20 protein-coding genes are annotated in these 23,423 nt (G+C 72.8%); 9 read left to right on the top strand and 11 right to left on the bottom strand.

The window, feature by feature from the left end:
- The first annotated feature begins 14 nt into the window (after positions 1–14).
- Positions 15–2,012 carry a VanW family protein gene (locus tag IE257_RS04740; protein WP_189965023.1) on the top strand — a complete coding sequence of 666 codons (1,998 nt, stop codon included), beginning with the start codon at positions 15–17 and terminating at the stop codon, positions 2,010–2,012.
- Entirely contained in the window at positions 1,931–4,684 is a 2,754-nt protein-coding gene (locus IE257_RS04735) for a SpoIIE family protein phosphatase (RefSeq protein ID WP_189965021.1), read from the top strand. The genes IE257_RS04740 and IE257_RS04735 overlap by 82 nt, the downstream gene beginning before the upstream one ends.
- An 18-nt stretch (positions 4,685–4,702) precedes the next feature.
- Here the strand turns inward: IE257_RS04735 and IE257_RS04730 are convergent, their stop codons facing one another.
- A complete protein-coding gene (locus IE257_RS04730; protein WP_189965020.1) occupies positions 4,703–5,590 on the bottom strand; it encodes a S41 family peptidase in 888 nt (295 codons plus the stop codon).
- Positions 5,591–5,702: 112 nt separating this feature from the next.
- On the opposite strand from IE257_RS04730, the gene IE257_RS04725 reads away from it, so the two are divergent.
- The 3 genes from IE257_RS04725 (at position 5,703) to IE257_RS04715 (ending at position 7,581) form a co-directional block, all read left to right on the top strand.
- A complete protein-coding gene (locus tag IE257_RS04725; protein WP_189965018.1) occupies positions 5,703–6,704 on the top strand; it encodes an RNA ligase family protein in 1,002 nt (333 codons plus the stop codon).
- A 21-nt stretch (positions 6,705–6,725) separates the two neighbouring features.
- Positions 6,726–7,226: a hypothetical protein gene (locus IE257_RS04720; protein ID WP_189965016.1), complete on the top strand. Its 501-nt coding sequence runs from the start codon at positions 6,726–6,728 to the stop codon at positions 7,224–7,226.
- A gap of 130 nt (positions 7,227–7,356) precedes the next feature.
- On the top strand, positions 7,357–7,581 hold the full coding sequence (locus IE257_RS04715) for a hypothetical protein (RefSeq protein ID WP_189965014.1): 225 nt from the start codon (positions 7,357–7,359) through the stop codon (positions 7,579–7,581).
- On the opposite strand, the gene IE257_RS04710 is transcribed toward IE257_RS04715, so the two are convergent.
- Positions 7,534–8,463 carry a hypothetical protein gene (locus tag IE257_RS04710; protein ID WP_189965011.1) on the bottom strand — a complete coding sequence of 310 codons (930 nt, stop codon included), beginning with the start codon at positions 8,461–8,463 and terminating at the stop codon, positions 7,534–7,536. The genes IE257_RS04715 and IE257_RS04710 overlap by 48 nt on opposite strands.
- A 148-nt stretch (positions 8,464–8,611) precedes the next feature.
- Here IE257_RS04710 and IE257_RS04705 point away from each other — a divergent pair, with 148 nt between their 5' ends.
- The 3 genes from IE257_RS04705 to IE257_RS04695 all read left to right on the top strand — a co-directional run bounded on the left by IE257_RS04705 (position 8,612) and on the right by IE257_RS04695 (position 11,141).
- A complete protein-coding gene (locus tag IE257_RS04705) occupies positions 8,612–9,274 on the top strand; it encodes a DUF4232 domain-containing protein (protein WP_189965009.1) in 663 nt (220 codons plus the stop codon).
- Positions 9,275–9,382: 108 nt separating this feature from the next.
- Complete coding sequence (locus tag IE257_RS04700) at positions 9,383–9,733, top strand: hypothetical protein (protein ID WP_189965007.1); 351 nt, start codon at positions 9,383–9,385, stop codon at positions 9,731–9,733.
- Positions 9,734–9,773: 40 nt separating this feature from the next.
- Positions 9,774–11,141: a pyridoxal phosphate-dependent decarboxylase family protein gene (locus IE257_RS04695; protein WP_189965005.1), complete on the top strand. Its 1,368-nt coding sequence runs from the start codon at positions 9,774–9,776 to the stop codon at positions 11,139–11,141.
- 56 nt (positions 11,142–11,197) lie between these two features.
- Here IE257_RS04695 and IE257_RS04690 read toward each other — a convergent pair whose 3' ends face one another.
- The 5 genes from IE257_RS04690 to IE257_RS04670 form a co-directional block, all read right to left on the bottom strand.
- Positions 11,198–12,523 (bottom strand): cytochrome P450, encoded by a 1,326-nt coding sequence (locus tag IE257_RS04690; RefSeq protein WP_229920120.1) that lies wholly within the window; start codon positions 12,521–12,523, stop codon positions 11,198–11,200.
- Between the two features lie 112 nt (positions 12,524–12,635).
- The gene (locus IE257_RS04685) at positions 12,636–14,723 is read right to left on the bottom strand and encodes a SpoIIE family protein phosphatase (RefSeq protein WP_189965003.1); all 2,088 of its coding nucleotides are present in this window, start codon (positions 14,721–14,723) and stop codon (positions 12,636–12,638) included.
- A gap of 160 nt (positions 14,724–14,883) precedes the next feature.
- Positions 14,884–16,278 carry an LCP family protein gene (locus tag IE257_RS04680; protein WP_229920119.1) on the bottom strand — a complete coding sequence of 465 codons (1,395 nt, stop codon included), beginning with the start codon at positions 16,276–16,278 and terminating at the stop codon, positions 14,884–14,886.
- A 162-nt stretch (positions 16,279–16,440) separates the two neighbouring features.
- Positions 16,441–16,872 (bottom strand): VOC family protein, encoded by a 432-nt coding sequence (locus IE257_RS04675; RefSeq protein WP_189965001.1) that lies wholly within the window; start codon positions 16,870–16,872, stop codon positions 16,441–16,443.
- A gap of 136 nt (positions 16,873–17,008) precedes the next feature.
- A complete protein-coding gene (locus IE257_RS04670; RefSeq protein WP_189964999.1) occupies positions 17,009–18,106 on the bottom strand; it encodes a DUF5954 family protein in 1,098 nt (365 codons plus the stop codon).
- A gap of 808 nt (positions 18,107–18,914) precedes the next feature.
- Between IE257_RS04670 and IE257_RS04665 the strand changes: the two genes are divergently transcribed.
- Complete coding sequence (locus tag IE257_RS04665; RefSeq protein WP_189964997.1) at positions 18,915–19,268, top strand: DUF8108 domain-containing protein; 354 nt, start codon at positions 18,915–18,917, stop codon at positions 19,266–19,268.
- A 68-nt stretch (positions 19,269–19,336) separates the two neighbouring features.
- Here IE257_RS04665 and IE257_RS04660 read toward each other — a convergent pair whose 3' ends face one another.
- The 4 genes from IE257_RS04660 to IE257_RS04645 form a co-directional block, all read right to left on the bottom strand.
- A complete protein-coding gene (locus tag IE257_RS04660) occupies positions 19,337–19,948 on the bottom strand; it encodes a TetR/AcrR family transcriptional regulator (protein WP_189964995.1) in 612 nt (203 codons plus the stop codon).
- Positions 19,945–20,907, bottom strand: coding sequence for a 3-hydroxybutyryl-CoA dehydrogenase (locus IE257_RS04655; protein ID WP_189964993.1), 963 nt, complete (start codon positions 20,905–20,907; stop codon positions 19,945–19,947). Before IE257_RS04655 ends, IE257_RS04660 begins: the two co-directional genes overlap by 4 nt.
- A gap of 90 nt (positions 20,908–20,997) precedes the next feature.
- Positions 20,998–22,170, bottom strand: coding sequence for an acyl-CoA dehydrogenase family protein (locus tag IE257_RS04650; protein WP_189964991.1), 1,173 nt, complete (start codon positions 22,168–22,170; stop codon positions 20,998–21,000).
- Between the two features lie 38 nt (positions 22,171–22,208).
- Entirely contained in the window at positions 22,209–23,381 is a 1,173-nt protein-coding gene (locus tag IE257_RS04645) for an acyl-CoA dehydrogenase family protein (RefSeq protein ID WP_189964989.1), read from the bottom strand.
- Positions 23,382–23,423: the final 42 nt, after the last annotated feature.

Here is a 23,423-nt window from a genome sequence, read left to right as displayed (position 1 = left end):
GCCACGGGAGAGATATGGGACGCGTGCGCAGCTGGGTCGGCAACCGACGGATCGCTCTGCCGGTGGTGGCCGCAGGAGCCGTCGTTCTGGGCCTGGGCGGCCTCTACGGGACCGCGTTCGCGGTCGGTGGTGACATCGCCCAGGGCACGCGGGTCCTGGGCGTGGACGTCGGCGGCATGAGCCGCGCCGAGGCCCGCCGGGCCCTGACCCGGGAGCTCGGGCCCACCGCGGCCGCGCCGATCGCCGTGAAGATAGGCGACCGCGTGGAGAAGGCCGACCCCGCCGCGCTCGGGCTCTCGCTCGACACCGACGCGACCCTCGACAGCGCCGTACGGACCGGGTACGGCCCGGTCACCGTCATCGGCAGCCTCTTCACCTCGGCCGACCGCGAAGTGGCACCCGTGATCCGTATGAACGAGCAGACCGCCCGGGCCGCGGTCGACCGCCTCGGCAAGTCCACCGAGCAGCAGGTCCGCGACGGGGTGATCACCTTCGAGAAGGGCACGGCGAAGGCCGTCGCCCCGCTCCCCGGCGTCTCCCTCGTCGAGGACAAGGCCCTCGACACCCTCCGTGCCGCCTATCTGCGGCCCGCCGCCGGCCCCGTCGTCCTGCCGGTGACGCGCACAGGGCCGCGGGTCGACGCCGCGGAGACCGGACGGGCCATGCGCCAGTTCGCCGAGCCCGCGATGTCCGGGCCGGTCAACCTCACGGTCGCCGGGAAGCGCCTGTCCATCACCCCCGCAGTCCTCGGCGAGCACCTGAAGATGCGCGCCGACGGACAGGGCCGCCTCGTGCCCGCGCTCGACTCCAAGGGCCTGCTCGCCGACCCCGCCGTGGCCCGGCCGATCGACGAGGTCACCCACCCGCCGCGCGATGCCGCGCCCCGCCTCGGTGCGGACGGCCGCGTGGTGCTCGCCGACCTGGGCCGTGACGGACGACAGGTCACCCAGGAGGCGCTCGGCCGGGCCGTGCTGCCGCTGCTGACCCGTACCGGCGCGGCCCGCAGCGGCGAGGTCGCCACCGTGGCCGTCGAGCCGGACTTCAGCAGTGAGGAAGCACGGCGCCTCGGCATCAAGGAGAAGGTCTCCTCCTTCACCGTCAACTTCCCGGCCGCCCCCTACCGCACCACCAACATCGGCCGCGCCGTGGAGCTCATCAACGGCTCCGTCGTCATGCCGGGGGAGGAGTGGAGCTTCAACCGCACGGTCGGTGAGCGCACCCCCGAGAACGGCTTCGTCGACGGCATCATGATCAACGACGGCCAGTACGTGAAATCGCCCGGCGGCGGTGTCTCGGCGGTCGCCACGACCATGTACAACGCCATGTTCTTCGCGGGCGTCAAGCCCGTCGAGCACGGGGCCCACTCCTTCTACATCGAGCGCTATCCCGAGGGCCGGGAGGCCACCGTCGCCTGGGGCACCCTCGACCTGCGCTGGATCAACGACTCCGGCCACCCCCTGTACATCCAGGCACAGTCCACGGACACCTCGCTGACGATCTCCCTCCTCGGTACGAAGAAGTACGACGAGATACGCGCGACCAAGGGGCCGCGCACCAACGTCACCCCGCCCGGCAAGCGCACCGGCAGCGGCGAGACGTGCGAGGTCCAGACCCCGCTGGAGGGCTTCGACGTCACCGTCGGCCGTGTCTTCGTCCAAGGGGGCAAGGAAGTCCGGCACGAGGACTTCAAGACCCACTACACGCCGCGCGACGAGGTCACCTGCACCCCGGATGGGACCCCCGAGGGCGCCCCGGAGACGACTTCGGGCGCCACCCCCGGCGCCACCCCCGGCGCCACCCCGCAGTCCCCGCAGAACCCGTCCGGCGCCCCCGCGAACGGCGTCCGGGCCGAAGCCCAGAGCCGCACCGACTGCGGCAACCGGCGGACCGGGTGTGACAATCCGGGCGCGTATCGTGCACGCCGGGCGCCATGGACGCCCGGAAGTGCTACAACTGGGTGCGTGACCATTCCTCGCCACCCGTGCCGGGCACGTCGGTGCGGTCACTGCTAGGCAACCGGAAGAAGAGCGTCGCCGGACAGGTATTCGTCCTCCAGGTGGCGATCGTGGTGTTGCTCGCGGCCGGGGCCCTGCTGGCCCTCGTTCTCCAGTCGAAGCACGACACCGAACGCGAGGCGCGCAACAGGTCGGTGTCCGTGGCCCAGACCTTCGCCCACTCCCTGGGCCTCCAGGACACCCTGAAGACATCGGACCCGTCCGCGGTCCTCCAGCCCCTCGCCGAGACCACGCGCAAGGCCGCCGGAGTGGACTTCGTCGTGGTGATGGACACCAAGGGCATCCGGTACAGCCACCCCCAGCCCGACCGCATCGGGAAACGGTTCGTCGGCACGATCGAACCCTCGCTGAACGGCCAGGTCCACACCGAGAGCGTCGACGGCCCGCTCGGCAAGGAGATCCAGGCCGTGGTGCCGGTCACGGCGCCCGACGGCAAGGTCGTCGGCCTCGTATCGGCGGGCCTCACGGTCAAGAACGTCACCGGCGTCGTCGACCGCCAGCTCCCGGTCATCCTCCTCGCCATCGCCACCGGTCTGGCCCTGGCCACCGTGGGCACGGCCCTGATCAGCCGGCGCCTGCGTCGCCAGACCCACGGGCTCGGCACGCAGGAGATGACCCGGATGTACGAGCACCACGACGCGGTGCTCCACGCCGTCCGCGAGGGGGTGCTGATCACCGACGGCGAAGGGCGGCTCCTGCTGGCCAACGACGAGGCCAAACGCCTGCTCGGACTGCCCGAGGACGCCGACGGACGCCACATCGCGGACGTACCCGGCCTGGACCGCCGGATGGCGGACCTGCTGCTCTCCTGCCGGGAGGCCACCGACGAGGTCCTGGAGAGCGGCGACCGGCTGCTCGTCGTCAACCAGCGGCCCACCCACCCGGGTGGCCGCCCGGAGGGCGCCGCCGTCACCATCCGCGACTCCACCGAGATGCAGGTCCTGACCACCCGGGCGGAGACGGCCCGCAGGCGCCTCAAACTGCTCTACGACGCCGGCGGCGACATCGGCACCAGCCTCGACGTGGTGCGCACGGCCGAGGAGCTCGCCGCCGTGGCCGTCCCCCGGTTCGCGGACTTCGTCACCGTCGACCTGGCCGACCAGGTCATCGAGGGCGAGGAGCCCCGCGCCGGGTCCGACATGCGGCGCACCGCGGTCAGCGGCATCCGCTCCGACCACCCCCTCTACCCCGTCGGCCGGCTGATCGACTTCCTGCCCTCCACCCCCCAGGCCCGGGGCTACGGCACCGGCCGGGCCGAACTCGTACCCGACCTGGCCGAGGCGCCGGGCTGGGAGGCCCAGGACCCGCCCCGCGCCCGCGCCATCGTCGAGTACGGGATCCACTCGCTCATCGCGGCGCCCCTGATGGCCCGGGGCGTCGTACTCGGCGTCGTCAACTTCTGGCGCTCGGAGAAGCAGGAGCCCTTCGACGAGGACGAGCTGTCACTGGCCGAGGAACTCGTCGCCCGCGCGGCCGTCAGCATGGACAACGCCCGCCGCTACACCCGGGAGCACGCCCTCGCCGTGACCCTCCAGCGCAGCCTGCTGCCGCGCGCCCTGCCCGAGCAGAGCGCCATGGACGTGGCGCACTTCTACCTGCCCGCGCAGTCCGGGGTCGGCGGCGACTGGTTCGACGTGATCCCGCTGGCGGGCTGCCGCGTGGCCCTGGTCGTCGGGGACGTCGTCGGGCACGGTCTGCACGCCGCCGCCACCATGGGGCGGCTGCGCACCGCCGTGCACAACTTCTCCTCCCTCGACCTGCCGCCCGACGAGATCCTGGCCCGCCTGGACGACCTCGTACAGCGCATCGACCACGACGGGGAGGGCGACGACGTGAACGGCGGCGTACTGGGCGCCACCTGCCTGTACGCGATCTACGACCCGGTGTCCCAGCGCTGCACGATGGCCCGGGCCGGCCATCTGCCCCCGCTGGTCGTCGCCCCCGACGGCACCACCGAGATCGTGGAACTGCCGGCCGGACCCCCGCTCGGGCTGGGCGGCATGCCCTTCGAGACCGCGGAGCTGGACCTCGCGGAAGGCAGCCAGCTCGTCCTCTACACGGACGGGCTGATCGAGGAGCGGACCCGGGACATCAGCGAGGGACTGGAACTGCTGCGGGTGGCGCTCAGCCACCCGGACCGGGACCCGCACGAGAGCTGCCGGGCCGTACTCGACATGCTGCTGCCGCCCCGCCCCACCGACGACGTGGCCCTGCTCATCGCCCGGACCCGGACGCTCGGCCCGGACCGGGTCGCCCAGTGGGACGTACCGTTCCGGCCGAGCGCGGTGGGCGCCATACGCAACGCCGCGGCCAAGAAGCTCGACGAGTGGGGTCTGACCGACCTCGGCTTCGCCACGGAACTGATCCTCAGCGAGCTGGTCACCAACGCGCTGCGGCACGGCAAGGGGCCCGTACGGGTACGCCTGCTCCACGACCACAACCTGACCTGCGAGGTGTGGGACGCCAGCAGTACCGCCCCCCACCTGCGCTACGCCGCCACGACGGACGAGGGCGGCCGGGGCCTGTTCCTGGTCGCTCAGCTCAGCGAGCACTGGGGCACGCGCTACACGCCCGAGGGCAAGGTCATCTGGGCGGAACTGGCCCTGCCCGGGGGCACCGGCGACACCGAGGCCGCCTTCGCGGCCTTCCTGGACGTGGACCCCCTCTGACCCGACCGCGCCGAGGGGTCAGAGGCCGGGCCGCAGAGCCTTGAGCGCCGCCTCCAGAGCCTGCTCCGCGGGGACCTCGACGTCGGGAACGACGCCCGTACCCTCCCAGTTGCCGCCCGTGACGGTGTTGATCGTCCGGGCCGCGGGCACCGTCACGAGCACGTGCTCGGCGACCGCGTACCGGGCCGTCGGGTGGGCGCCGCCCCGGGTCGTCTCACCCACCACGACGGCCCGCCCCTGCGCCTGCAGGGTGTACGACACGTCCTCGCCCCCGGAGAAGGTGACCCCGCTCGTGAGGATGTGCACCGGCCGGTCCAGGTAGCGGGGCCCGGACAGCTGCGCGGTCGTCCAGTACTGGCGGGTCGTGTCCGAGGTCCGGTCGTAGATGTCGTTGAGGTGCACCTGGTCGTCGGGGAAGAAGTAGCTGCACCACAGGGCGGCCCCTTCCGGCGCCCCGCCGAAGCAGCCGCGCAGGTCCAGCACGAGGGCGGAGCTGTGGGCGACCAGCTGCATCGCGGCGCCGATCGCGCTCGCGCCCTCGATGGCGCTCGCGATGCGCGTGATCTCGATGAGCCCGATGTTGCCTTCCAGTCGCTCGACGCGCCGGATCCCCTGGTTCTCGGCCCGCAGCAGTGCCAGGAACGCGGCCTGCCCGCCGTCCTCGTCCACCGGATCCAGCGACTGCGGCTCGTCCGTCCACAGCAGTCGCAGGTGCTTGTCCGGGCAGACCTCCTGGAGGTGCGCCGTCACCGCCGCGCACAGCGCGGGCCCGTCCAGGCCCTCGTAGGCACCCACGGTGAGGCGGCCACGGATCGCGGCCTCGATGGCGGCGACCTTCTCGGGGAAGACGTAACCGGCGCCGATCCGGTCCAGGGCACTCTCGATGATCTCTTCAGTGGTAGGCATGGGGCGTCATGCTAAAGCGCCGACTCTCCGGTGGTAAATGGTTTTTGCGGCAGGCCAGGGGTGCCGGCCACCCCCGCACCGGCGTCTCGGACGCGCTCGTTACGATCGTGCGGTGCACCCGGAACCCCGCCCCTGGACCCCGTATCCGAAGATCCCCGCGAACACCCGGCTGGGACAGGCCCGCGGGCGGAACTGGGTGGCCCACGAGAAGATCCACGGCGCCAACTTCGCGATCGTGTGCGACGCGTCGGGCGCGCACCCCGCCAAGCGGCGTGAACTGCTCGCGGACGGCGGCCTGGACGACTTCTTCGGCGTCGGCCGGATCTGGCCCGCCCTGGCCGTCGCCGCGACCCGCTGCGCACGGACCCTGCGCGAGGACACCGGAGCCCCGGCCGCCGCGATCGTCACCGTCTACGGCGAACTGGCGGGCGGCCGCTACCCCCACCCCGACGTACCCGCCGTGCCCGGAGCCGAGCCCGTCCAGACCGGCGTCTGGTACGCGCCCGATCTGCTCTGGCTGCCCTTCGACGCCACCGTCGCCGACGACGACGGCCTGCGCTGGGTGGGCGACCGGACCCTGCGCGCGGCGGCGACCGCGGCCGGGCTGCGCTGCGTCCCGCTGCTGGCCGAAGGCCCGCTCGCGCGCCTCCAGGAGCTGCCGGTGGTCTTCCCCACCCGGCTGCCCGGCCTGCTGGGCCTGCCCGCGCTGCCCGACAACCTCGCCGAGGGCCTCGTCGTCAAGCCCGCGGGGGAATCCCGTGACTCCGGGCGGCCCATGGCCAAGTTCAAGCAGCCGGCCTTCGCGGAGGACGAGCGGTTCGACGGCTCACGCCCCTACGAGGCCCCGGCCGAAGGCGCGGCCGGAGTCCCCGGCTGGCTGCTCGCCCACGGCACCGGCCTGCTCACCCCGGCCCGAGCCGCATCGGCGGTCAGCAAGCTGGGGCCCCGTATCCCGGAGGAAGAGCTGGCCGCCGAGATAGCCCGCGACGCCGCCGAGGAGGTCGCGCAGGCGCTGGGCGGCCTGGACGGGGCGACCTACCGCGCGCTGGAGGGATCCCTGCACGCCGGAGCCCTCGCCCTGGCCCGCTTCGACGCGGCCGACCGCCGGGTCTGAGCCGCTGTGCATACTGCTGCCATGACGTCCCCGCCCGCCGCGCGCATCCACCTGATGATCAGCTTCGTACTGGTGACCTGCGGTGCGGTCGCCGGAGCCTGCCTCGGCCTGCTGCTGTCCGGCCGGCTGATGGCCGTGGTCCTCGGAGGTGCGGCCGCTCTCGGCGCGGGGCTGGGATCGTTCCTCTCCCGTCGGCAGGTCCTCGCGCTCTTCGAGCCGGACCGGGAGGTCGTCCCGGCCGACGGATACGCCGAGGGGCTCGCCGATGCCGCGCTCGTCTGCATCGCGACCTATCAGGCGGCCGTCTTCCCCCTGACCCTCGACGGGGTGAGCGGGAGCGAGCGGGAGGCCCGCCGGAAGATGGCCTACCGGATCTCCGCCTACGAGGGCCTGCCGTACCCGGTACGGACCTCGGCGGCCGCCGCCCTCGAAGCCATCGACCACGGCGCGGACCCCGAGCGGGCGGAAACCGCGATGCGGGCGCTCTGCCTCACCGTCTACGACAACCGCCGGGTCCGGTAGCCGGTCCCGACGACCCGGTCGGTTCACCTCATTGTGTGATCGGCTGGTCGGCAACGGTTGGGCCTCGGTCCGGCCGTCGGCAGTGGCCTGATGCGGATCATGGCGTTGTCCGGTTATGGAATCTGACGGGATGCTGTTCGCTCGGGCACCGCTCGACGGTGTCGTCTGGCTCGACACACTGGTCCACGATCCGGCCTGCGGCTCGTGCCCGCGCCGGCGGGAGCCGGAAGAGGAATCCGAGGAGGAGGACGACGCCGACGGGATCCCGGTGCTGTCGGGCCCGGCCCGGAACTGGATGGTGGCCGCGTCAGCGGTCACCGTCGTCTCGGCATTGCTCACCGTCGTGGCGAACTGACGGCCCCGGCCGGGGCCCTGCCCCGTTCGGGTGCAGGGCGAGAGTCCAGGTCCGGACGGTGTGCTCGTCGGCCGTGCCGAGCCGGTCGGGGTGCCGTTCGGTGAGTGTCACGGTGAGTTCGTCGCCGGTGCGGTGGAGCGCTCCGTGGTAACGCCAGGCTTCCTCGGGGTCGACGGGCAACAGCTCGGCGAGGACCGTGTCCTCCAGCCGGCGGCCGACGGCACGCAGCACGCCGGCGTCGAGCACGAGGATCGTGCCGTCCGGCAGGACCAGCGGCGACGGGGTCTGCGGATCGGTGAGCAACGGTCCGCGGTCGACGGCGCCGCCGGGCAGCAGCCGGACCACCCGGCTGCCGGTGGGCAGCTTGCGGTCGGTTTCGACGACGCGGATGCCGGTCCCGACGACGTAATGGCCGTAGCTGCGCCAGGAGTCGTACAGGGTGCCGTCGCGGTCGTACGCCCACGTGTCGAAGGCGTCGTAGCCCGCAAGACCCAGTACGAACCGGCCGCCGCCGAGGGCCGCGCCGCGTTCGCCGCGCAGTTCGGTGATCAGGCTGCCGTCCGCCAGGTCGAGCAGCAGGGCCGGGCCGAGGTTGCCCCAGGGCGTGTACGCGAGGGAGTCCGTGGTGACCAGGACGCGGCCGCCGGATATGTGTGCGGCGTTGGGGCGGCCGGAACAGGGTGAGGTCCAGCGGGTGCGGCCGGAGTCGTCGACGCAGCTGATCTTGCCGGTGGTGCCGTGGATCCGCAGATCCTGCCGCCGGGCGAGCGGCCGGCCCGCGGGACGGGCCGGCCCGCGCGGCGGCGGACCGGACCTCTGCTCGTGCTCCCGTACGGTGACGGCCCACGCGTCGGCACGGCCGTTCTCCTCTGATCTCCCCATGGACCGAGATGGTAGGGCGTGGCGGCCCCGACCGTGTTCGAGTCGGCAACGCACCGTCACCAAGCTGTGAAGCTTCTGCGGGACGCTGGTGCTCACCAGCTCGGCCCAGCCCGGCGCGTTCCGCGCTTCTCCCAGGGGGACCACCATCATGAGCACTGCACTCAAGGCCGCCATCGCCCTCGCCGCCGTATCCGCACTGGCCCTGACGGCCTGCGGGCCCACCGAGGACGGCGCGGCGGGTCCCTCCGGCAGCGGGTCCGCATCCGCATCCGCGTCCGGGAGCCCGAGCACGAGCACGAGCGCGTCGGCGAGCCCCTCGAAGTCCGCTTCGGCCAAGCCGTCGAAGTCCGCGTCGCCGGCCACGTCGCCGACGCCGGGTTCGACCGACCCCGACTACGACGTCTTCCCGTGCAGCACCTTCGACGTGACCTTCACCGCGTCCCTGGCCGAGCCCACGACGAGCAGCTACCTGCTGAAGATCACCAACAAGGGCACCAAGGCGTGCAGGGCTCTGGGGCACCCGGTCGTCACCTTCGGCGATCTCGACGGTCAGGCCACCGAGCGCGGCGCCGCCCCCGGCATCGACGACGCGATCAGGCTGGAGCCGGGCCAGTCCGCCTACGCCGGGCTCATGGGCGGAGCCAAGGACGGCAAGGGCAAGACCGTCAACTCCATCGCCCTCACCATGAGCACCGAGTCGGACCTGAAGCAGACACCGCTGAAGGCCTCGACCCCGGGCCTCTACGTCTCGCCCGACAAGAACTCCGTGACCGCCTGGATGAACAACGCGGAGGACGCCCTGAGCCTGTAGGGGGTGCGGACATTCATCCGGTCGGCGGAGCAGCGGAGGCCACCCGCGCCCCGCCGGGTCAGGCTGTGGACAAGGACCGTCACCACCGCACAGACGAGGACCGAGCCCATGTCCCACAGCCGACGTATCAGCATCACCGTGGGCACCGCAGCACTGCTGCTGACCGCCAGCGCCTGCTCGGGCCTGGGCCGGAGCACCGTCGGCATGCTGAGCTTCCGCGGACACGACTCGCCGGTCGAGGTGAGCTACTCCAACACGCTCGTCGTCGGCTGCCACAGGATCGCCATCCCGGAGGGAGCCACGCACGTCGAGAACAACACGCTCGTCGACGTGGTCCTGTACCGGACGCCCGACTGCCAGAAGACCGACAAGGCCGACGGGATCTACGTGGCGACGACCCTCAGCAACGTGACGGCCCCGGTGAGCCTGCCCTGGCGCAGCTTCAGCGTCATCCACTGACCGCTTGCGGGCGGGCGGGGACTGTCCCATAGTCCGAGGTATGGACGAGCGCGAGGCGGCGCTCCGACAGGCGCACGGCCATGCCGTCCGCTGGCTGGCCAGCCTGTCCGACCGCCCGGTTCCCGCCCGCGCCTCGGTCGACGAGATCGTGGGCGCGCTCGGCGTCGAGCTGCCCGATGCGCCGAGCACGCCCGCCGACGTCGTCGACCTGCTGGCCACGGCCTGCGAGCCGGGGCTCACCGCGTTCCCCAGCGGCCGGTTCTACGGATTCGTGGTCGGCGGCACCGAACCGGCCGCACTCGCAGTTGACTGGCTGGTCAGCGCCTGGGACCAGAACTGCGTGATGCGCGCGGCGTCACCCGCGTACACGGCGGCGGAGGAGATCGCCGGCGCCTGGCTGCTCGACCTGCTCGGTCTGCCGCCCGACAGCGCCGTCGGTTTCACCACCGGCGCCACCATGGCCAATTTCACCTGCCTCACCGCCGCGCGCGACGCCGTCCTGCGGCGGGCCGGCTGGAACGTCGCCCACGACGGACTCACCGGTGGGCCACCCGTACGCGTCATCGCGGGCCAGGACCGCCACATGGCCATCGACCTTGCCCTGCGCTACCTCGGTCTCGGCCGGCCCGAGCTCGTACCGGCGGACGAGCAGGGACGCATCGACCCCGAGGCCCTGCGCCGCACCCTCACGACCGCCGGCGTCGATCACGGCCCCACGATCGTGATCCTCCAGGCCGGCGACATCCACTCCGGCGCCTTCGACCCGTTCACCGAGTCGATCCGGGCGGCTCACGAGGCCGGCGCCTGGGTGCACGTGGACGGCGCGTTCGGCCTGTGGGCAGCCGCCTCCCCGGCCCGCGCCCACCTCACCGGGGGCTGCTCGCAGGCGGACTCCTGGGCCACGGACGCCCACAAGACCCTGAACGTCCCCTACGACTGCGGCCTCGCCGTCGTCCGCGACCCCTCCGCGCTCCGGTCCGCGATGGGCCTGCGCGGCGAGTACCTCATCCAGCACGAGCACGGCGACCCGGTCGACAAGGTCCCCGAACTCTCCCGCCGCGGAAGGGCCTTCACCGTATGGGCCGCCCTCAGATCCCTCGGCCGCTCGGGCGTGGCCGACCTCGTCGACCGGCTGTGCCGCCACGCCCGCACCTTCGCCACCGGCATCCGCGCCATCGACGGCGCGACCGTCCTCAACGACGTGGTGTTCACCCAGGTCTGCGCCGAGTTCGGCGACGACGAACGCACCGACCGGGTACTGGCCCGGCTCCTCGCCGAGGGAACGGCATGGATCAGCGGCTCCACCTGGCACGGCCGCCGCGTCATGCGCATCTCGGTGAGCAACTGGTCGACGACCGACGAGGACGTCTCCCGCACCCTGTCCGCCATCCGCCGCGCCTCCTCCTGACAGAAGCCGCCGGGCCGGCCGGGCGGTGCGGCGCGACGGTGCGGCGCGCCTTCGGCTCAGGACGTGAGGGTCACGGGCGTCGGACCGTCGGGGCGGACCATGATGCTGTACGCCGCCCCGGTGGGGACGGTCCGGAAGGCCGGGACATGGGCGGGCAGCAGGAGTTCGAGGAGGGCGACCGACTCGCGCAGGGCGAACTGCTGGCCGAGGCAGGCGCGGGGACCGATTCCGAACGGCAGGTAGGTCCCGGGCCCGGTCGGACGGCCGCCGGGAGTGGTGAAGCGCCGGGGGTCGAAGCGTTCGGGGTCCGGCCACAGCCCGGGATCGCGGTGGGTGAGGTAGGGGCAGACCAGCAGATCCGTACCCGCCTCGACGCGGTAGCCCGCCAGCACGTCGGCCTCGGGCGCGTGCCGGGGCAGGATCCAGGCGGACGGGTAGAGCCGGAGCGTCTCGCTGACCAGTGCCTGGAGCGCCTCGCGCCGTTCCGGTGAGCCCTCGCCGCCCGCCGCGAGGGCCTCCTCGCGCGCCGCGGGGTGGCGGTCGAGCAGGAGGTACAGCCAGGTCAACGTGGTCGCGGTGGTCTCGTGGCCGGCCACCAGCAGGGTGACGAGCTCGTCGCGCAGCAGCCGGTCGGTGTACTCGGGACGCTCGGCCGAGGCGTCGACCAGCACCTGCAGCAGCCCCGGCCCGTCGGCGCCGGGCGCTTCGTCCCGGGCGGCGGCCACCGCCCGCCGGGCGACCTCGTCGATCCTGGCCAGGTCGTCGGCGACGGCGTCCCGGGCGTCGACACGATCGGCGGGCAGGCTCGGCAGCGCGGCCACCACGGTGGCCACGGAGGTCAGTTCGCGGGCGGTGGCATCGTCGAGCGGATGCCCGGTCAAGGCCCGCCAGATGGTGTCCAGCGCGAAACGGCGCATCTCCTCACCCAGGTCGAAGGTCCGCCCGCTGCGCGCATGGCCGGCCCACCGCCCGGCCGTGGTCCGCGCCGCCTCGGTGATCCGCTGCTCGTACCGGCGCATCCCCCTTCCGGTGAACTGCGACTGGAGCAGCTTCCGTTGGCGCTTCCAGGCCTCGCCGGTCGCGGCGAGCACCCCGTCGCCGATGAGCAGGCGGGCGCGGTGGGAGCGCTTGACGTACCGGTCGGGGTGCAGGGCCAGTACGTGCTGCACGGCCTCGGGCCCGGTGACCAGCACGGTCGGCTGCGACCCGAGGCGGAAGGCGGCGACGCCGCCGAGCCGCTCCCGTACCTGCGCCAACAGGTCGACCAGTTCACCCTGATGGGTAAGCCACCGCTCGACGCAGGCGGCGTCCGCCTCCGGGAGCGGTCGCCCCGCTCCGGACCGCTGCGGGGCGATCGGCCTGCTACTGGCGTCGGTGGCCACGGCTGACTCCTGTCCGGCTGTCGGGGCGCTGCCCGGGGGCGGCGCATCGGCATCACGGACTGTACGGGTCCGGGCGTGCGGAGTGACAGTGCAGGAGGGCCGATGGCCCGATTCACCCGGGCCGTCGGTCGACGGGTCCGCCGATGCGGGCCGCGAGGAGGGCGATGTCGTCGTCGGCGGAGGCGGGGACCAAGTGGGCGATGAGGGAGTCGCAGAGGTGGTCGAGCGATTGCTGGGGTCCGGAGAGCAGGCCGGTGAGCTCGCCCAGCCGTTCGTCGATGTCGCGGCTGCGCGCCTCGATCAGGCCGTCGGTGTAGAGCACGAGGAGGCTGCCGGGCGGCAGGGAGATGTCGGTGGTGGTGAAGGCGATCCCGCCGACGCCCAGCGGGACGCCCGGCGGGGTGTTCACGAGGTAGACGGTGCCGTCGGGTTGGACCACGGCCGGGGGCGGGTGTCCGGCGCGGGTGACCGTGCAGTGGCCGGTGGCGGGGTCGCAGACCACGTACAGGAAGGTCGCGAGCATCGGGTCGGACAGGTCGGCAAGGGCGGCTTCGAGCTGGTGGAGCAGGGCCGTGGGCGGCATGTCGAGCCGGCCGAGCGCGCGGACGGTCGCGGAGAGGCGTCCCATGACGGCGGCGGCCGCGATGCCGTGGCCCATGACGTCGCCGATGATCAGGGCTGCCCTGCCGCCGCTCAGGTGGAGCACGTCGTACCAGTCACCACCCACTTCGTTGACGTCACTGGCCGGCAGGTAGCGGTGGGCGATCTCGATACCGGGCGGTGGGGTGACGTGCTGGGGGAGCATGCTGCGCTGGAGGACCACCGCGGTCTCGTGCTCGTGGTGGTAGAGGCGCGCGTTGTCGATGCTGATGGCGGCACGGGCCGCGAGCTCGCCGGCCAGGGTGACGTCGTCGGACCCGAACGGGCCGACCGGCCCGGTGCGGTAGAAGGTGGCCACGCCGAGCACCATGTCGCGGGCGATGAGCGGGATCATCATGAACGAGTGCACGCCGATCCGCAGGAGCTGGACGGGCCTGGGGGAGTGTCGGGCGGCCGGGGCGACCGCCTCCTCGTCGAGGTGGGCGATCAGGAACGGCTGGCGGGCCGAGAGGGCCTGGGTGTACGGGGCGTTCGACGGGAAGATGAGGGTTCTGCCCAGGGGCGCCAGGACCCGAGTGACGGTGGACCCGGTCAACGGCGCCTTGCCCAGCCTGCGCAGGGCGACGCCCCCGGCCAGTCCCGTGCCCGGTTCGATGCCGCGGGCCAGGGAGTCGAGCACGTCGACGGTGACGGCGCCGGCGAGGTGCGGGACGGCGAGGTCGGCGAGCTCCTGCGCCGTGCGCTCCAGGTCCAGACTGGCGCCGATGCGGGAGCTCGCCTCGCTGAGCAGGGCCAGCCGGCGGCGGCCGGCTTCGGCCTCGGTGTGGTCGCGCTGCTGCGCCGTGATGTCGAGGAGGGAGGCGATGACGCCGATCGGCCGGCCACCGGGATCCTCCACGCGCACGTACGAGCACGACCACACGTGATCGTGCTCCGGATCGGCCGGGGTCCGGCCGGTACGGCGCCGGTCGAGGACCGGCTCGCCGGTGTCCAGCACGAGGCGCATCGCCGCCTCCATCTCACCGGCGTTCACCTCGGGCAGCACCTCGGCCAGCCGCCGCCCCACATGGGCGGATTCCGCCAGCCCGTTCATCGCTTCGAGGGCCGGGTTGACCTGGAGGAAACGCAACTGCGTGTCGAGGACTCCGATCCCGACCGGCGAGCGCGCGAACAACCCGTCCCAGACGGCCGAGGAACCCCTGATGCGGCGGGCCGCGTGGGCGTCGGCCGCGAAGACCAGGACGGCCGACGCACCGTGGCGGCGGTCGGGGACCGGGCAGGCCCAGATCTCCAGCTCCAGCGGGTGGCCCTCGCGGTGCCAGGCGGTGACCGTCCCCATGACCCCGCGGCCGGTGGCGGCCGTTTCCCACAACGACCGGCCCAGGCTGCGGTCGGCTCCCGGGTGGAGGAGGTCGGAGATGTGCCGACCCAGCACCTGCGGCGGGGTGTAGCCGAGGAGCTGCTGGGCGCCGAGGTTCCAGCGCACCACCATCCCGTCGCTGCTGGTGGCCACCAGCGCGACCGGCAGGGCGCCCAACCACCCTCCGGCGTCCTGGGCGGCGCTGCTGATCAGCTCCTCGAGTGGGGTGTCCTCATGCATCCTGCTGCACCCGCTCCTCCGGGACGGCCCCGGCCCCCGGCCGCGGCAGCCCACCGGGAGCGGTGCGCGCCGTCGCCGCTCCAGTACCGCAGCCGCGCCGCGGTCGCCCCCGGCGGCCGCTCATTCGGTGCGGCCTGTGGCCGTGCGTCGTCGACACCTCTCATCGTCGCCCGGTCGGCCCCGTACCGCCCGCCGTACCGCCCGCCGGCCGCGCGGCCCCGGCCGACCCGGCCGCCGCGGGGGCTTCGGCGCAGCGGAGGCGGTCGGCGGTCACGGGGGCGCCGTCGGCCACGTTGCGGTCATAGGTGATGGTGTCGACCTGCACGGGCCGGCTACCGACGGCGACCTCGACGACCGCGTCGAGGTCCGGATCCACCTGCAGGCGGGAGCCGGGCAGGGCGGCCGCGACGGTCGCCGCGTTCTCCTCCTGGCCGGTGGCGTACCGGACGACCGGGGGCCCGGACGGGCGCACCGCGGGTGCGGTCGGCGAGGTGTCGGTGACGGCGAATCCGTTGCCGCGCAGGGCGGCGGCGACGTCGGCGTCGTCCACGCGGACCGTGATCCGGGTCGGGTCGGTCGGGGCCGGATGCTCCGCGACGGGCTGGATACGGGTGTCGCCCGTGATCGGGCGGTCCGCGCCCAGCGCGTCCCACAACGCGGCGGAGCGGGCCTCGTCCCACACCAGGGTGGAACCCACACCGGGCACGCGGTGGTCGAAGAGCCGGATCGGGACGGTCGCGAACTCCGTCCGGTCCGCCCGGAGGCGACCGAGCGCCCACCCGATGCGGACCAGGTCGTCCAGTCCCGTCCGCGCGTCGGTGCGTACGGTCTTCAGCAGGGTGCGCACGGTCCGTGCCGTGCTGATGGGTCCGTCGAGGGAGCCCTCCGCGGTGAGGCGGGCCAGCAGGTCGTTGACCACGCGCTGCTGACGGCGGACCCGGCCGAGGTCGCCGGGCCGGAGGTTGACGTGCCGGGCCCGTGCGTAGCGAAGTGCTCCGTTCCCGTCGGCGAGGTGACGGCCGGCGCCGATGTCGAGTCCGGAGTTCTCGTCCTTGAGCGGCCGGTCCGTGCACAGGGTGGCGCCGCCGAGGTTGTTCACCGTCTGCTCGAAGCCCGTGAAACCGGTCTCCAGGTAGTGGTCGATGTGCAGACCGGTGGCCTTCTCGACGGTGGCCACGGTGAGCGGGCCGCCGCCGATCGCGTACGCACCGTTGATCTTGCCGCTGCGGGCCGGGGAGGTGGTGCCCGCGTACTCGACGTAGGAGTCGCGCGGGATGGAGACGATGCTCGCGCGCCGCCGGTTCTGGGAGAGGTGGACGAGCATCATCACGTCGGTGCAGTTGCACCCCTTGCCGCCCACGTGCAGGCGGCGCTTCTCCGCCGCGGAGAGCCCGGCACGACTGTCGATGCCGACGACCAGGATGTTGGTGCCCCGGCCACCGCCTCCGCCACCGGCGCCCGCCGGTGCGCTCGCGGCAGAGACGGCCTGCGAGCCCACGAAGGAACCGCAGGAGAGGGCGGTCAGCAGGGTCAGAGCGACAGCGGTACGACGCAAGGCACATCCCCAAAATAGAACGAACCGGATGAAATGGGGAATGTACTGGTCCTACGAGTCATATGAGCGGGCGGCCGGGCCGTACGCGCCGGGATTCCTCCCCGCAGGGGGGCGGGCTTGGTACATCTGCCCGCCGGCGCGGCGTACCGGGTGCCCGCCCCTTCAGCGCTCGGACAGCTCCGAAGGGGCCTCCTGGACGACCCAACTGTTGCCGTCCGGGTCGTCGAAGGTGAGGAAGGAGTTCCAGGTGCCGCCCTTCCCCTCCTCCCAGCCCTTTTCGCCGATGTGCCGGACCGGCGACACCTCCACGCCCCGGGCGACCAGCTCCTCGCGGGCCGCCGTGATGTCCGTGACGCACAGCTGAAGGCCGTGCAGGGTGCCGGGCCCCATGGTCCGGCCACCGGGGACCTCGGGCATTCCCTGGAGCATGGCGATGGAGCACCGGGAACCGGGCGGGGTCATCTGGATGATGCGCACGCCGGGCGAGACCTCGTCGTCGAGGTCGATGCCGAAGCCGACCTGGTCGGCGTAGAAGCTCTTCGCGCGATCCATGTCGGTGACAGGGACGGGGACGACTTCGAGCGTCCAGTTCATGGGTGTCTCCTCCGGGCATCAGCGGGCCGTACAGGGGTCGCACGTCAGGTCGCACGTCAGGTCGCACGTCAGGCCGTGCAGTGGGGCGGGTCCACCGTTTCCCATGGGGACCGGTGGTGCACGTCGAAACGCCGGGTCAGTCGTCGGGGAGGACGTGGCCGTCCTCGTCGAGCGTGAGGTGGATGCGCGCGGGCTCCTGGCTGTTGACGTCGGAGGGCCGCGGGCCCTCGGGCCCGTCGGGGCCCCAGCGCAACAGACGGCGGGTGCGGACGATCCGGTACACGGCGCCCTGGAACTCCAGTCGGTTGACGCGCCCGACGCGGAGCGTGTCGGCGGCCCGGGCGTACGCGGCCAGCTTCGCGGCCCGCAGGTCTGCTGCCTTCCTGCCGTCCCCGCCGTCCGGGGGCGCCCAGGTACGGGCATCGGTGCGCGGGTCGGCGTCCTCGGGGATGTGGCCGCGCATCCGCGGCCACATCCACGTCAGGGCGAAGTCCAGCGACTTGCGGGCGGAATGCGGAGTGGAGTGCGGGCCGCTGACCGGCCGCCAGCCGCCGGTGGTCTGCTCCACGACGGTGAACGTCGGCGGCATCACCAGCACGTCCGGATGGGTGTCCAGTGCCCGCCGCGAATCGGCGCGCACGTCCTCGGGGAACCGCTCGCCGGTGTAGCACAGGTCGCGCAGCGCCAGCTGCTCGTAGGCCCGGGTCGGGGTGACCGGCGCGTCGGGATCCATGACCAGGCCGTCGTCGATCTCGGGCTCCCTGACGGCGCGGTCCCAGTCGGGCACGAGGGGCTCAGGATCGGTGGGGCGCGGCGGTTCCATACCGCCGGGGCCCGAGGCCGCGTACTCCTCGGCGCGCACGACCCGGTACCGGGTCCCGGACACTTCGAGCTCGTCGACCCGTTCGCCCTCCAGCCGGGCGACCGCCGCCAGCAGCGCGCGCCGCTCCGCCCGGTCCTGCGCCTCGTCCTTGGCGTGGAACCACAGCTGCGAGTTCAGCCCGTCGCGCGCCTGCTGCGGGCAGCCGGCCGTCACTTCGAGGACCACCCGCCACCGCCGGCCGTCGTCGGGGGACTGCGCCGCCACCCCGAACAGCGGGCCGCGCACCACCACATCGCCCGCCCGCGCCACTGCGTCGAGCGCGTCGGCCTCCATTGCGGCCTCTACGGGTTCCACCGGCACGCGCACCACCACCGGCCGCGACCCGCGCGGCCTCATGTCCCCACGGTCCATGCCCCCATCCTGCCGACCCCGACGGGACGCCGTCCCCGATTCGCCCATTCCCCGGCGTTCGGGGTGCCCCGGGCGGTACCGTCCGCGCACCTGTGCCACCTCCCGGCGCACCCCTGACATTCGTCACTGTCCTTCCCGCCGGACGCGCGCGAGCCTGGGGGCAGCAAGGAAGCGACTCAGGGGCAGGGGGCGGGTGGCCGTGATCGTCCGGCATCCGCACGAGGTGGACGAGGAACGGGTGGTGCTGCGGACCGGGTTCCTCGGGGACGTGACCCTGCCGGTGTTCGTCGGTCGTCTCCACGTCCCCGGTGGTACGCAACGTTCCCGGGCGGGGCCCGAGGCCGGTGCCCGGAGAGCCGGATGCCGTGGCCTGCTCGGTGGACCGTGCGCTGAACGTGGCAGTGCACCTGGACCCGCCCGTGCGCCTCGACCTGGGCCCGGCCGGGCAGGTGGACGCATCGACCGTGTACGCCTCGGTGGACTCCCGGGCCGCCCTCGCGGAGGCCCTCTTGCGCCGCACCGGAGGAGTTGGCCCGGTGACTGCGACCTGTCCGGAGGCTGTGCGCCGCCCCACCGGGCGCTGTCCCCCGAGGGGGTCCGGTGGGGCGGGATCGTGCAGCGAGGCAGCCCGCCTCAACCCTTGAATGGGGATGCTCCGACTCTAGGGCCGGGCACTGACAATCCCCGGCCGGCAGGGCATCGGGATCGAACGCATGTGCGCGCACGGGGCTCGGAATGCCGGGCCGACCGGTCCGGCGCACCCTGGGGGTATGCGGGACCGTTCCCGATGCGTGGGGAGGCTGGACCGATGCCCAAGTCCGACGGACCACAGCCCTGGGGGCCGTCCATGGAACCGCCCCCGGACCTGCTCTACGCGCCCGCCGGGGAACCGCTCGACGGCGCGCGCCGCACCGCGATCCTCGACTGGACCGTGAACCGGTACATCAGCCTCGGGTGGCGCGTCGAATCGCGCTCCCCGACCCAGGCGGTACTGGTCCGCGGCGGAGACGTCAACCACGTCCTGCACGCCATCCTGACCATCTTCACGTGCCTGCTGTGGGGCGTCGTCTGGATCGTGCTGGCCCTGGGGAACAAGAAGGAGCGCGTCGCCCTCACCGTCGACCCCAACGGCTCCGTCCAGACCGTGCACGGCCCGGGCTGACCGCCACCGCCCGACCGACCCGAACCGGTCCGCCGTGCGGCCCGGAACCGGTGCACCGTCCGGGCCGGTCAGATGTCGGGGAACTCCGGGGCGATGCCCAGCGTCGGCGCGATCGTCCGCCAGATCGTCGACCGGGCCGCCGCGAGGTCGACGCGGGGATCGTCGAGCATCAGGCGGATGCCGAGACCGTCGCACAGGGCCAGGACCAGGGTGCCGAGCGCCGCGACGTCGCAGTCGGTGAACTCCCCGGACCGGATGCCCCGTTCCACGGCCCCGCCGACCCACGCGTGCAGCTGGTCGTACAGGTCGACGGCCAGGTGCCGGGCCGCCGTGTCGCGCTGAGCGCGCACCCACAACTCCTGCCAGAGCTTCCAGTCCTGCCGCAGCTCGGCGTCGCTCGGCAGCATGCTCCGCAGGATGCGCGCCAGCACGACGGACGCGGGCACCGAGTCGGGGACGCCCTCGGTGTCCGTACCCGTCTGGGCGAAGGAGTGCGTCATCGCCTCCGCGAAGAGCTTCTCGCGGGTGTCGAAGTGGTAGTGCAGCAGGGCCTTCGACACCCCGGCGTGCTCGGCGACCTTGCGCATGCTGACGTTCTCGAAGCCGATGTCGGCGATGACCTCGCACGCGGCCGTGAGGATTCGCTCGCGCGTCTCGAGTGCGCGCTCGGCCTTGGTCACGTTGGCTGCTCCCCGTCTCGACGCCCGCCCACCGGGCGGGTGGGCCCCGCTGCCGCGGCCACCACACCCCCATCCTCGCGCATCGCACCGGGCCCGCGGGCTCCGTAGGTGTGGAAGCCCCGGCCCGTCTTGCGGCCCAGCCGCCCCGCGTCGACCATCCGGGCCAGCAGCGGCGGCGGGGCGTACAACGGCTCCCGGTACTCCGCGTACATCGAGCGGGCGATGGCCTGCACCGTGTCCAGGCCGATCAGGTCGGCCAGGGCGAGCGGACCCAGCGGGTGCGCACAGCCCAGCGTCATGCCCCGGTCGATGTCCTCGGCCGAGGCGGTCCCGTACTCGGCCATGCGTACGGCGGCCAGCAGGTACGGCACGAGCAGCGCGTTCACGACGAACCCCGCCCGGTCCTGGGCGCGGACGACCTCCTTGCCCAGGACCTCGGAGGCGAACGCGTGCGCCCGCCGTACGGTCTCCTCGCCGGTGAGCAGGGACGGCACCAGCTCGACCAGGGGGAGCACCGGTACGGGGTTGAAGAAGTGCAGGCCGATGACCTGCTCCGGCCGCGAGACGGAGGCGGCCAGCCGGATGACGGGGATGGACGAGGTGTTCGTCGCCAGGACGGCGTCCCGGCGCTCCACCACCCGGTCGAGCAGGTCGAAGACCGCCAGTTTCGCCCGCTCGTCCTCCGCCACCGCCTCGACGACGAGGTCCCGGTCCGCGAGCCGCACAGGGTCCGTGGTCACTGCGATCCGGCCGACGGCGGCGTCCCGTTCGGCGGCGGTCAGCCGTCCGGACGCCGCCGCGCGTCCCAGGGAGCGGATGATGCGCTCCCGGCCGGCGGCCGCGGCCGTACGGGTCGTCTCCACCACCACGACGTCCCGGCCGGCGCGGGCGCAGACCTCGGCGATGCCGGATCCCATCAGCCCGCTGCCCACGACCCCGACCCGTTCGACATCGGTCATCTGTCCGTCCTCCCTCCTTGCGTGCCACTGGGTATTACCGGGTGCTGTGCTGTGCTGTGGTTGTGCGTGCGCCCGGACCGCGGGTGCGGCTCATCCTGCGGACGGCATCCGCAGAACGCCCGTACCACGCTTGACCAGTTCGCCCGCGATGATCAGGCGCTGGATCTCGGAGGTGCCCTCCCAGATCCGGTCGACGCGCAGCTCGCGGTAGAGACGCTCCACCGGGTACGAACGGTCGTACCCGCGACCGCCGAAGATCTGCAGGCACCGGTCGACGACGCGGCCCGACGCCTCGCTCGCCGCCAGCTTCGCGATGGCCGCCTTCGCGTGCAGCGTCTTGCGGTCGAGCACGCCCTCGTCGACCTCCCAGGCGACCTGGTGGGTGTAGGCGCGGTTGACGGCGATGTCGACGGCGCAGTCGGCGAGCATGCCCTGGATGAGCTGGAAGTCGGCGATGGGGGAGCCGAACTGGCGGCGCTCCACCGCCCAGTCCCGGGCGAGTTCCAGGGCGCGCTCGGCGGCGCCCACGGTCCGGGCGGCGATCATCAGCCGCTCCTCGGTGAACCAGGCGCGGGTGATGTCGTAGCCCTGGCCCACCTCGCCGAGCACCGCCCCGTGCGGGACGAACACCTCGGTGAAGGTGAACTCGGGGTGCTCGTAGACGAAGGTGTGCATCCAGCGCGGCACCCGGGTCATCTCGATGCCCGTCGTGTCCTTGTCGACGAGGAACAGGGTCGGCGCGCGCTCCTCCCCGGCGGCGGCCAGCACGATCATGAAGTCGGCGTGGTCGCCGACGGTCACGAACCACTTCTCGCCGTTCAGCACCCAGCCTTCGGCGGTCCGCGTCGCCGTGGTCCGCAGGTTCTGCGGGTCGGAGCCGGCGTCGGGCTCCGACACCGCGTAGCAGTCCCGGCGCTGCCCGCGGATCACCGGGACGAGGTAGCGCTCGCGCTGCTCGGGCGTGCAGAAGGACAGGGCGTTGGCCGGACGCCACACCATGTCCCACAGGGCGCCGGTGAGCCGGCCGAGTTCCGCCTGGACGGTGACCTGCTCCAGGATGGTCAGGCCCGCGCCGCCCCACTCCTTCGGCATGTTGACGGCCTGCAGCCCGCTGTCGAGGACCGCGTCGCGGATCTCGGTGTGGGCCTGCGGGGGCAGCCCGTTGTTCTCCTCGCAGTCGAGCTCGTACTTCGCGATGAAGTCGGTCAGTGCGCGCGCCGTGCTCCGGAGCTCTTCCTGACGGGCGGTGAGGCGGAAGTCCATGTCTGTCTGTCCTCGTGGTCGTGGTCGGGGAACGATGGTCAGGAGGTGGGGAGGGCGAGGGACCGGGTGCCGCGCTTGATCAGCTCGTTGGCGATGATCAGGCGCTGGATCTCGGAGGTGCCCTCCCAGATCCGGTCGACGCGCAGTTCGCGGTACATGCGCTCGACGGGGTACGTACGGTCGTAGCCGCGCCCGCCGAAGATCTGCACGCAGCGGTCGACGACCCGCCCCGCGGCCTCACTCGCCGCGAGCTTCGCCGTCGAGGCCTTCGCGTGCAGCGTCTTGCGGTCGGTCTCCGGCCGGTCCGCCTCCCAGGCGACCTGGTGGGTGTAGGCGCGGTTGACGGCGATGTCGACGGCGCAGTCGGCGAGCATGCCCTGGATGAGCTGGAAGTCGGCGATGGGCGAGCCGAACTGGCGGCGCTCCACCGCCCAGTCCCGGGCGAGTTCCAGGGCCCGCTCGGCGGCGCCCACGGTCCGGGCGGCGATCATCAGCCGCTCGTCGGTGAACCACTCCTTCGTCAGCTCGTAGCCCTTGCCGACACCGCCGAGCACGTCCTCGTCGGGGACGAACACATCGGTGAAGGTGAACTCGGGGTGCCCGTTCACCGCGGAGTGCATGAAGCGGGGGACCCGGGTCATCTCGACCCCGGGCGCCTGCTTGTCCACGAAGAACAGGGTCGCCGCCCGCTCGGGTCCCGCGTCCGCCTGCACCAGCAGGAAGTCCGCGATGTCACCGCAGGTCACGAACCACTTCTCGCCGTTCAGCAGCCAGCCGCCGTCGGTACGGGTCGCGGTGCTCGTGCCCGAGCCGGGGTCGGATCCGGCACCGGGCTCGGTCACCGCGAAGGCGTCGAACCGCTCGCCCCGGATCACCGGCAGCAGGTACTTCTCCCGCTGCGCCTCGGTCCCGTACGCCAGGACGTTCGCGGGCCGCCACGGGATGTCCCAGAGGCAGTTGGTCACCTTGCCGAACTCCTCCTCGACGATGACCTGGTCCAGCAGCGACAGGCCGGCCCCGCCCCACTCGGCGGGCATGTTGATCGCGTAGACGCCGGCCTCGACGGCGGCGCGGGTCAGTTCGCGGACCGTCTCCACGGGCAGCGGGCCACCCGCCTCCTCCGACCGATCCTCGTACCGCATCAGGAGGCGTGCGTAGGCGGCGGCGCGAGCCTTGAGGTCGGCCTGCTCGGGTGTGTAGCGGAAGTCCATGGGGCGTCAGTCCTCCAGAGCACAGGTGGTGGGGGTGGAGCG

The sequence above is a fragment of the Streptomyces avidinii genome (assembly GCF_014650695.1).
In the GTDB taxonomy this organism is placed as follows: Bacteria; Actinomycetota; Actinomycetes; order Streptomycetales; family Streptomycetaceae; genus Streptomyces; species Streptomyces avidinii.
The sequence above is the reverse complement of the archived record's forward strand: the minus strand, read 5'-3'. Positions and strand labels throughout refer to the sequence as shown.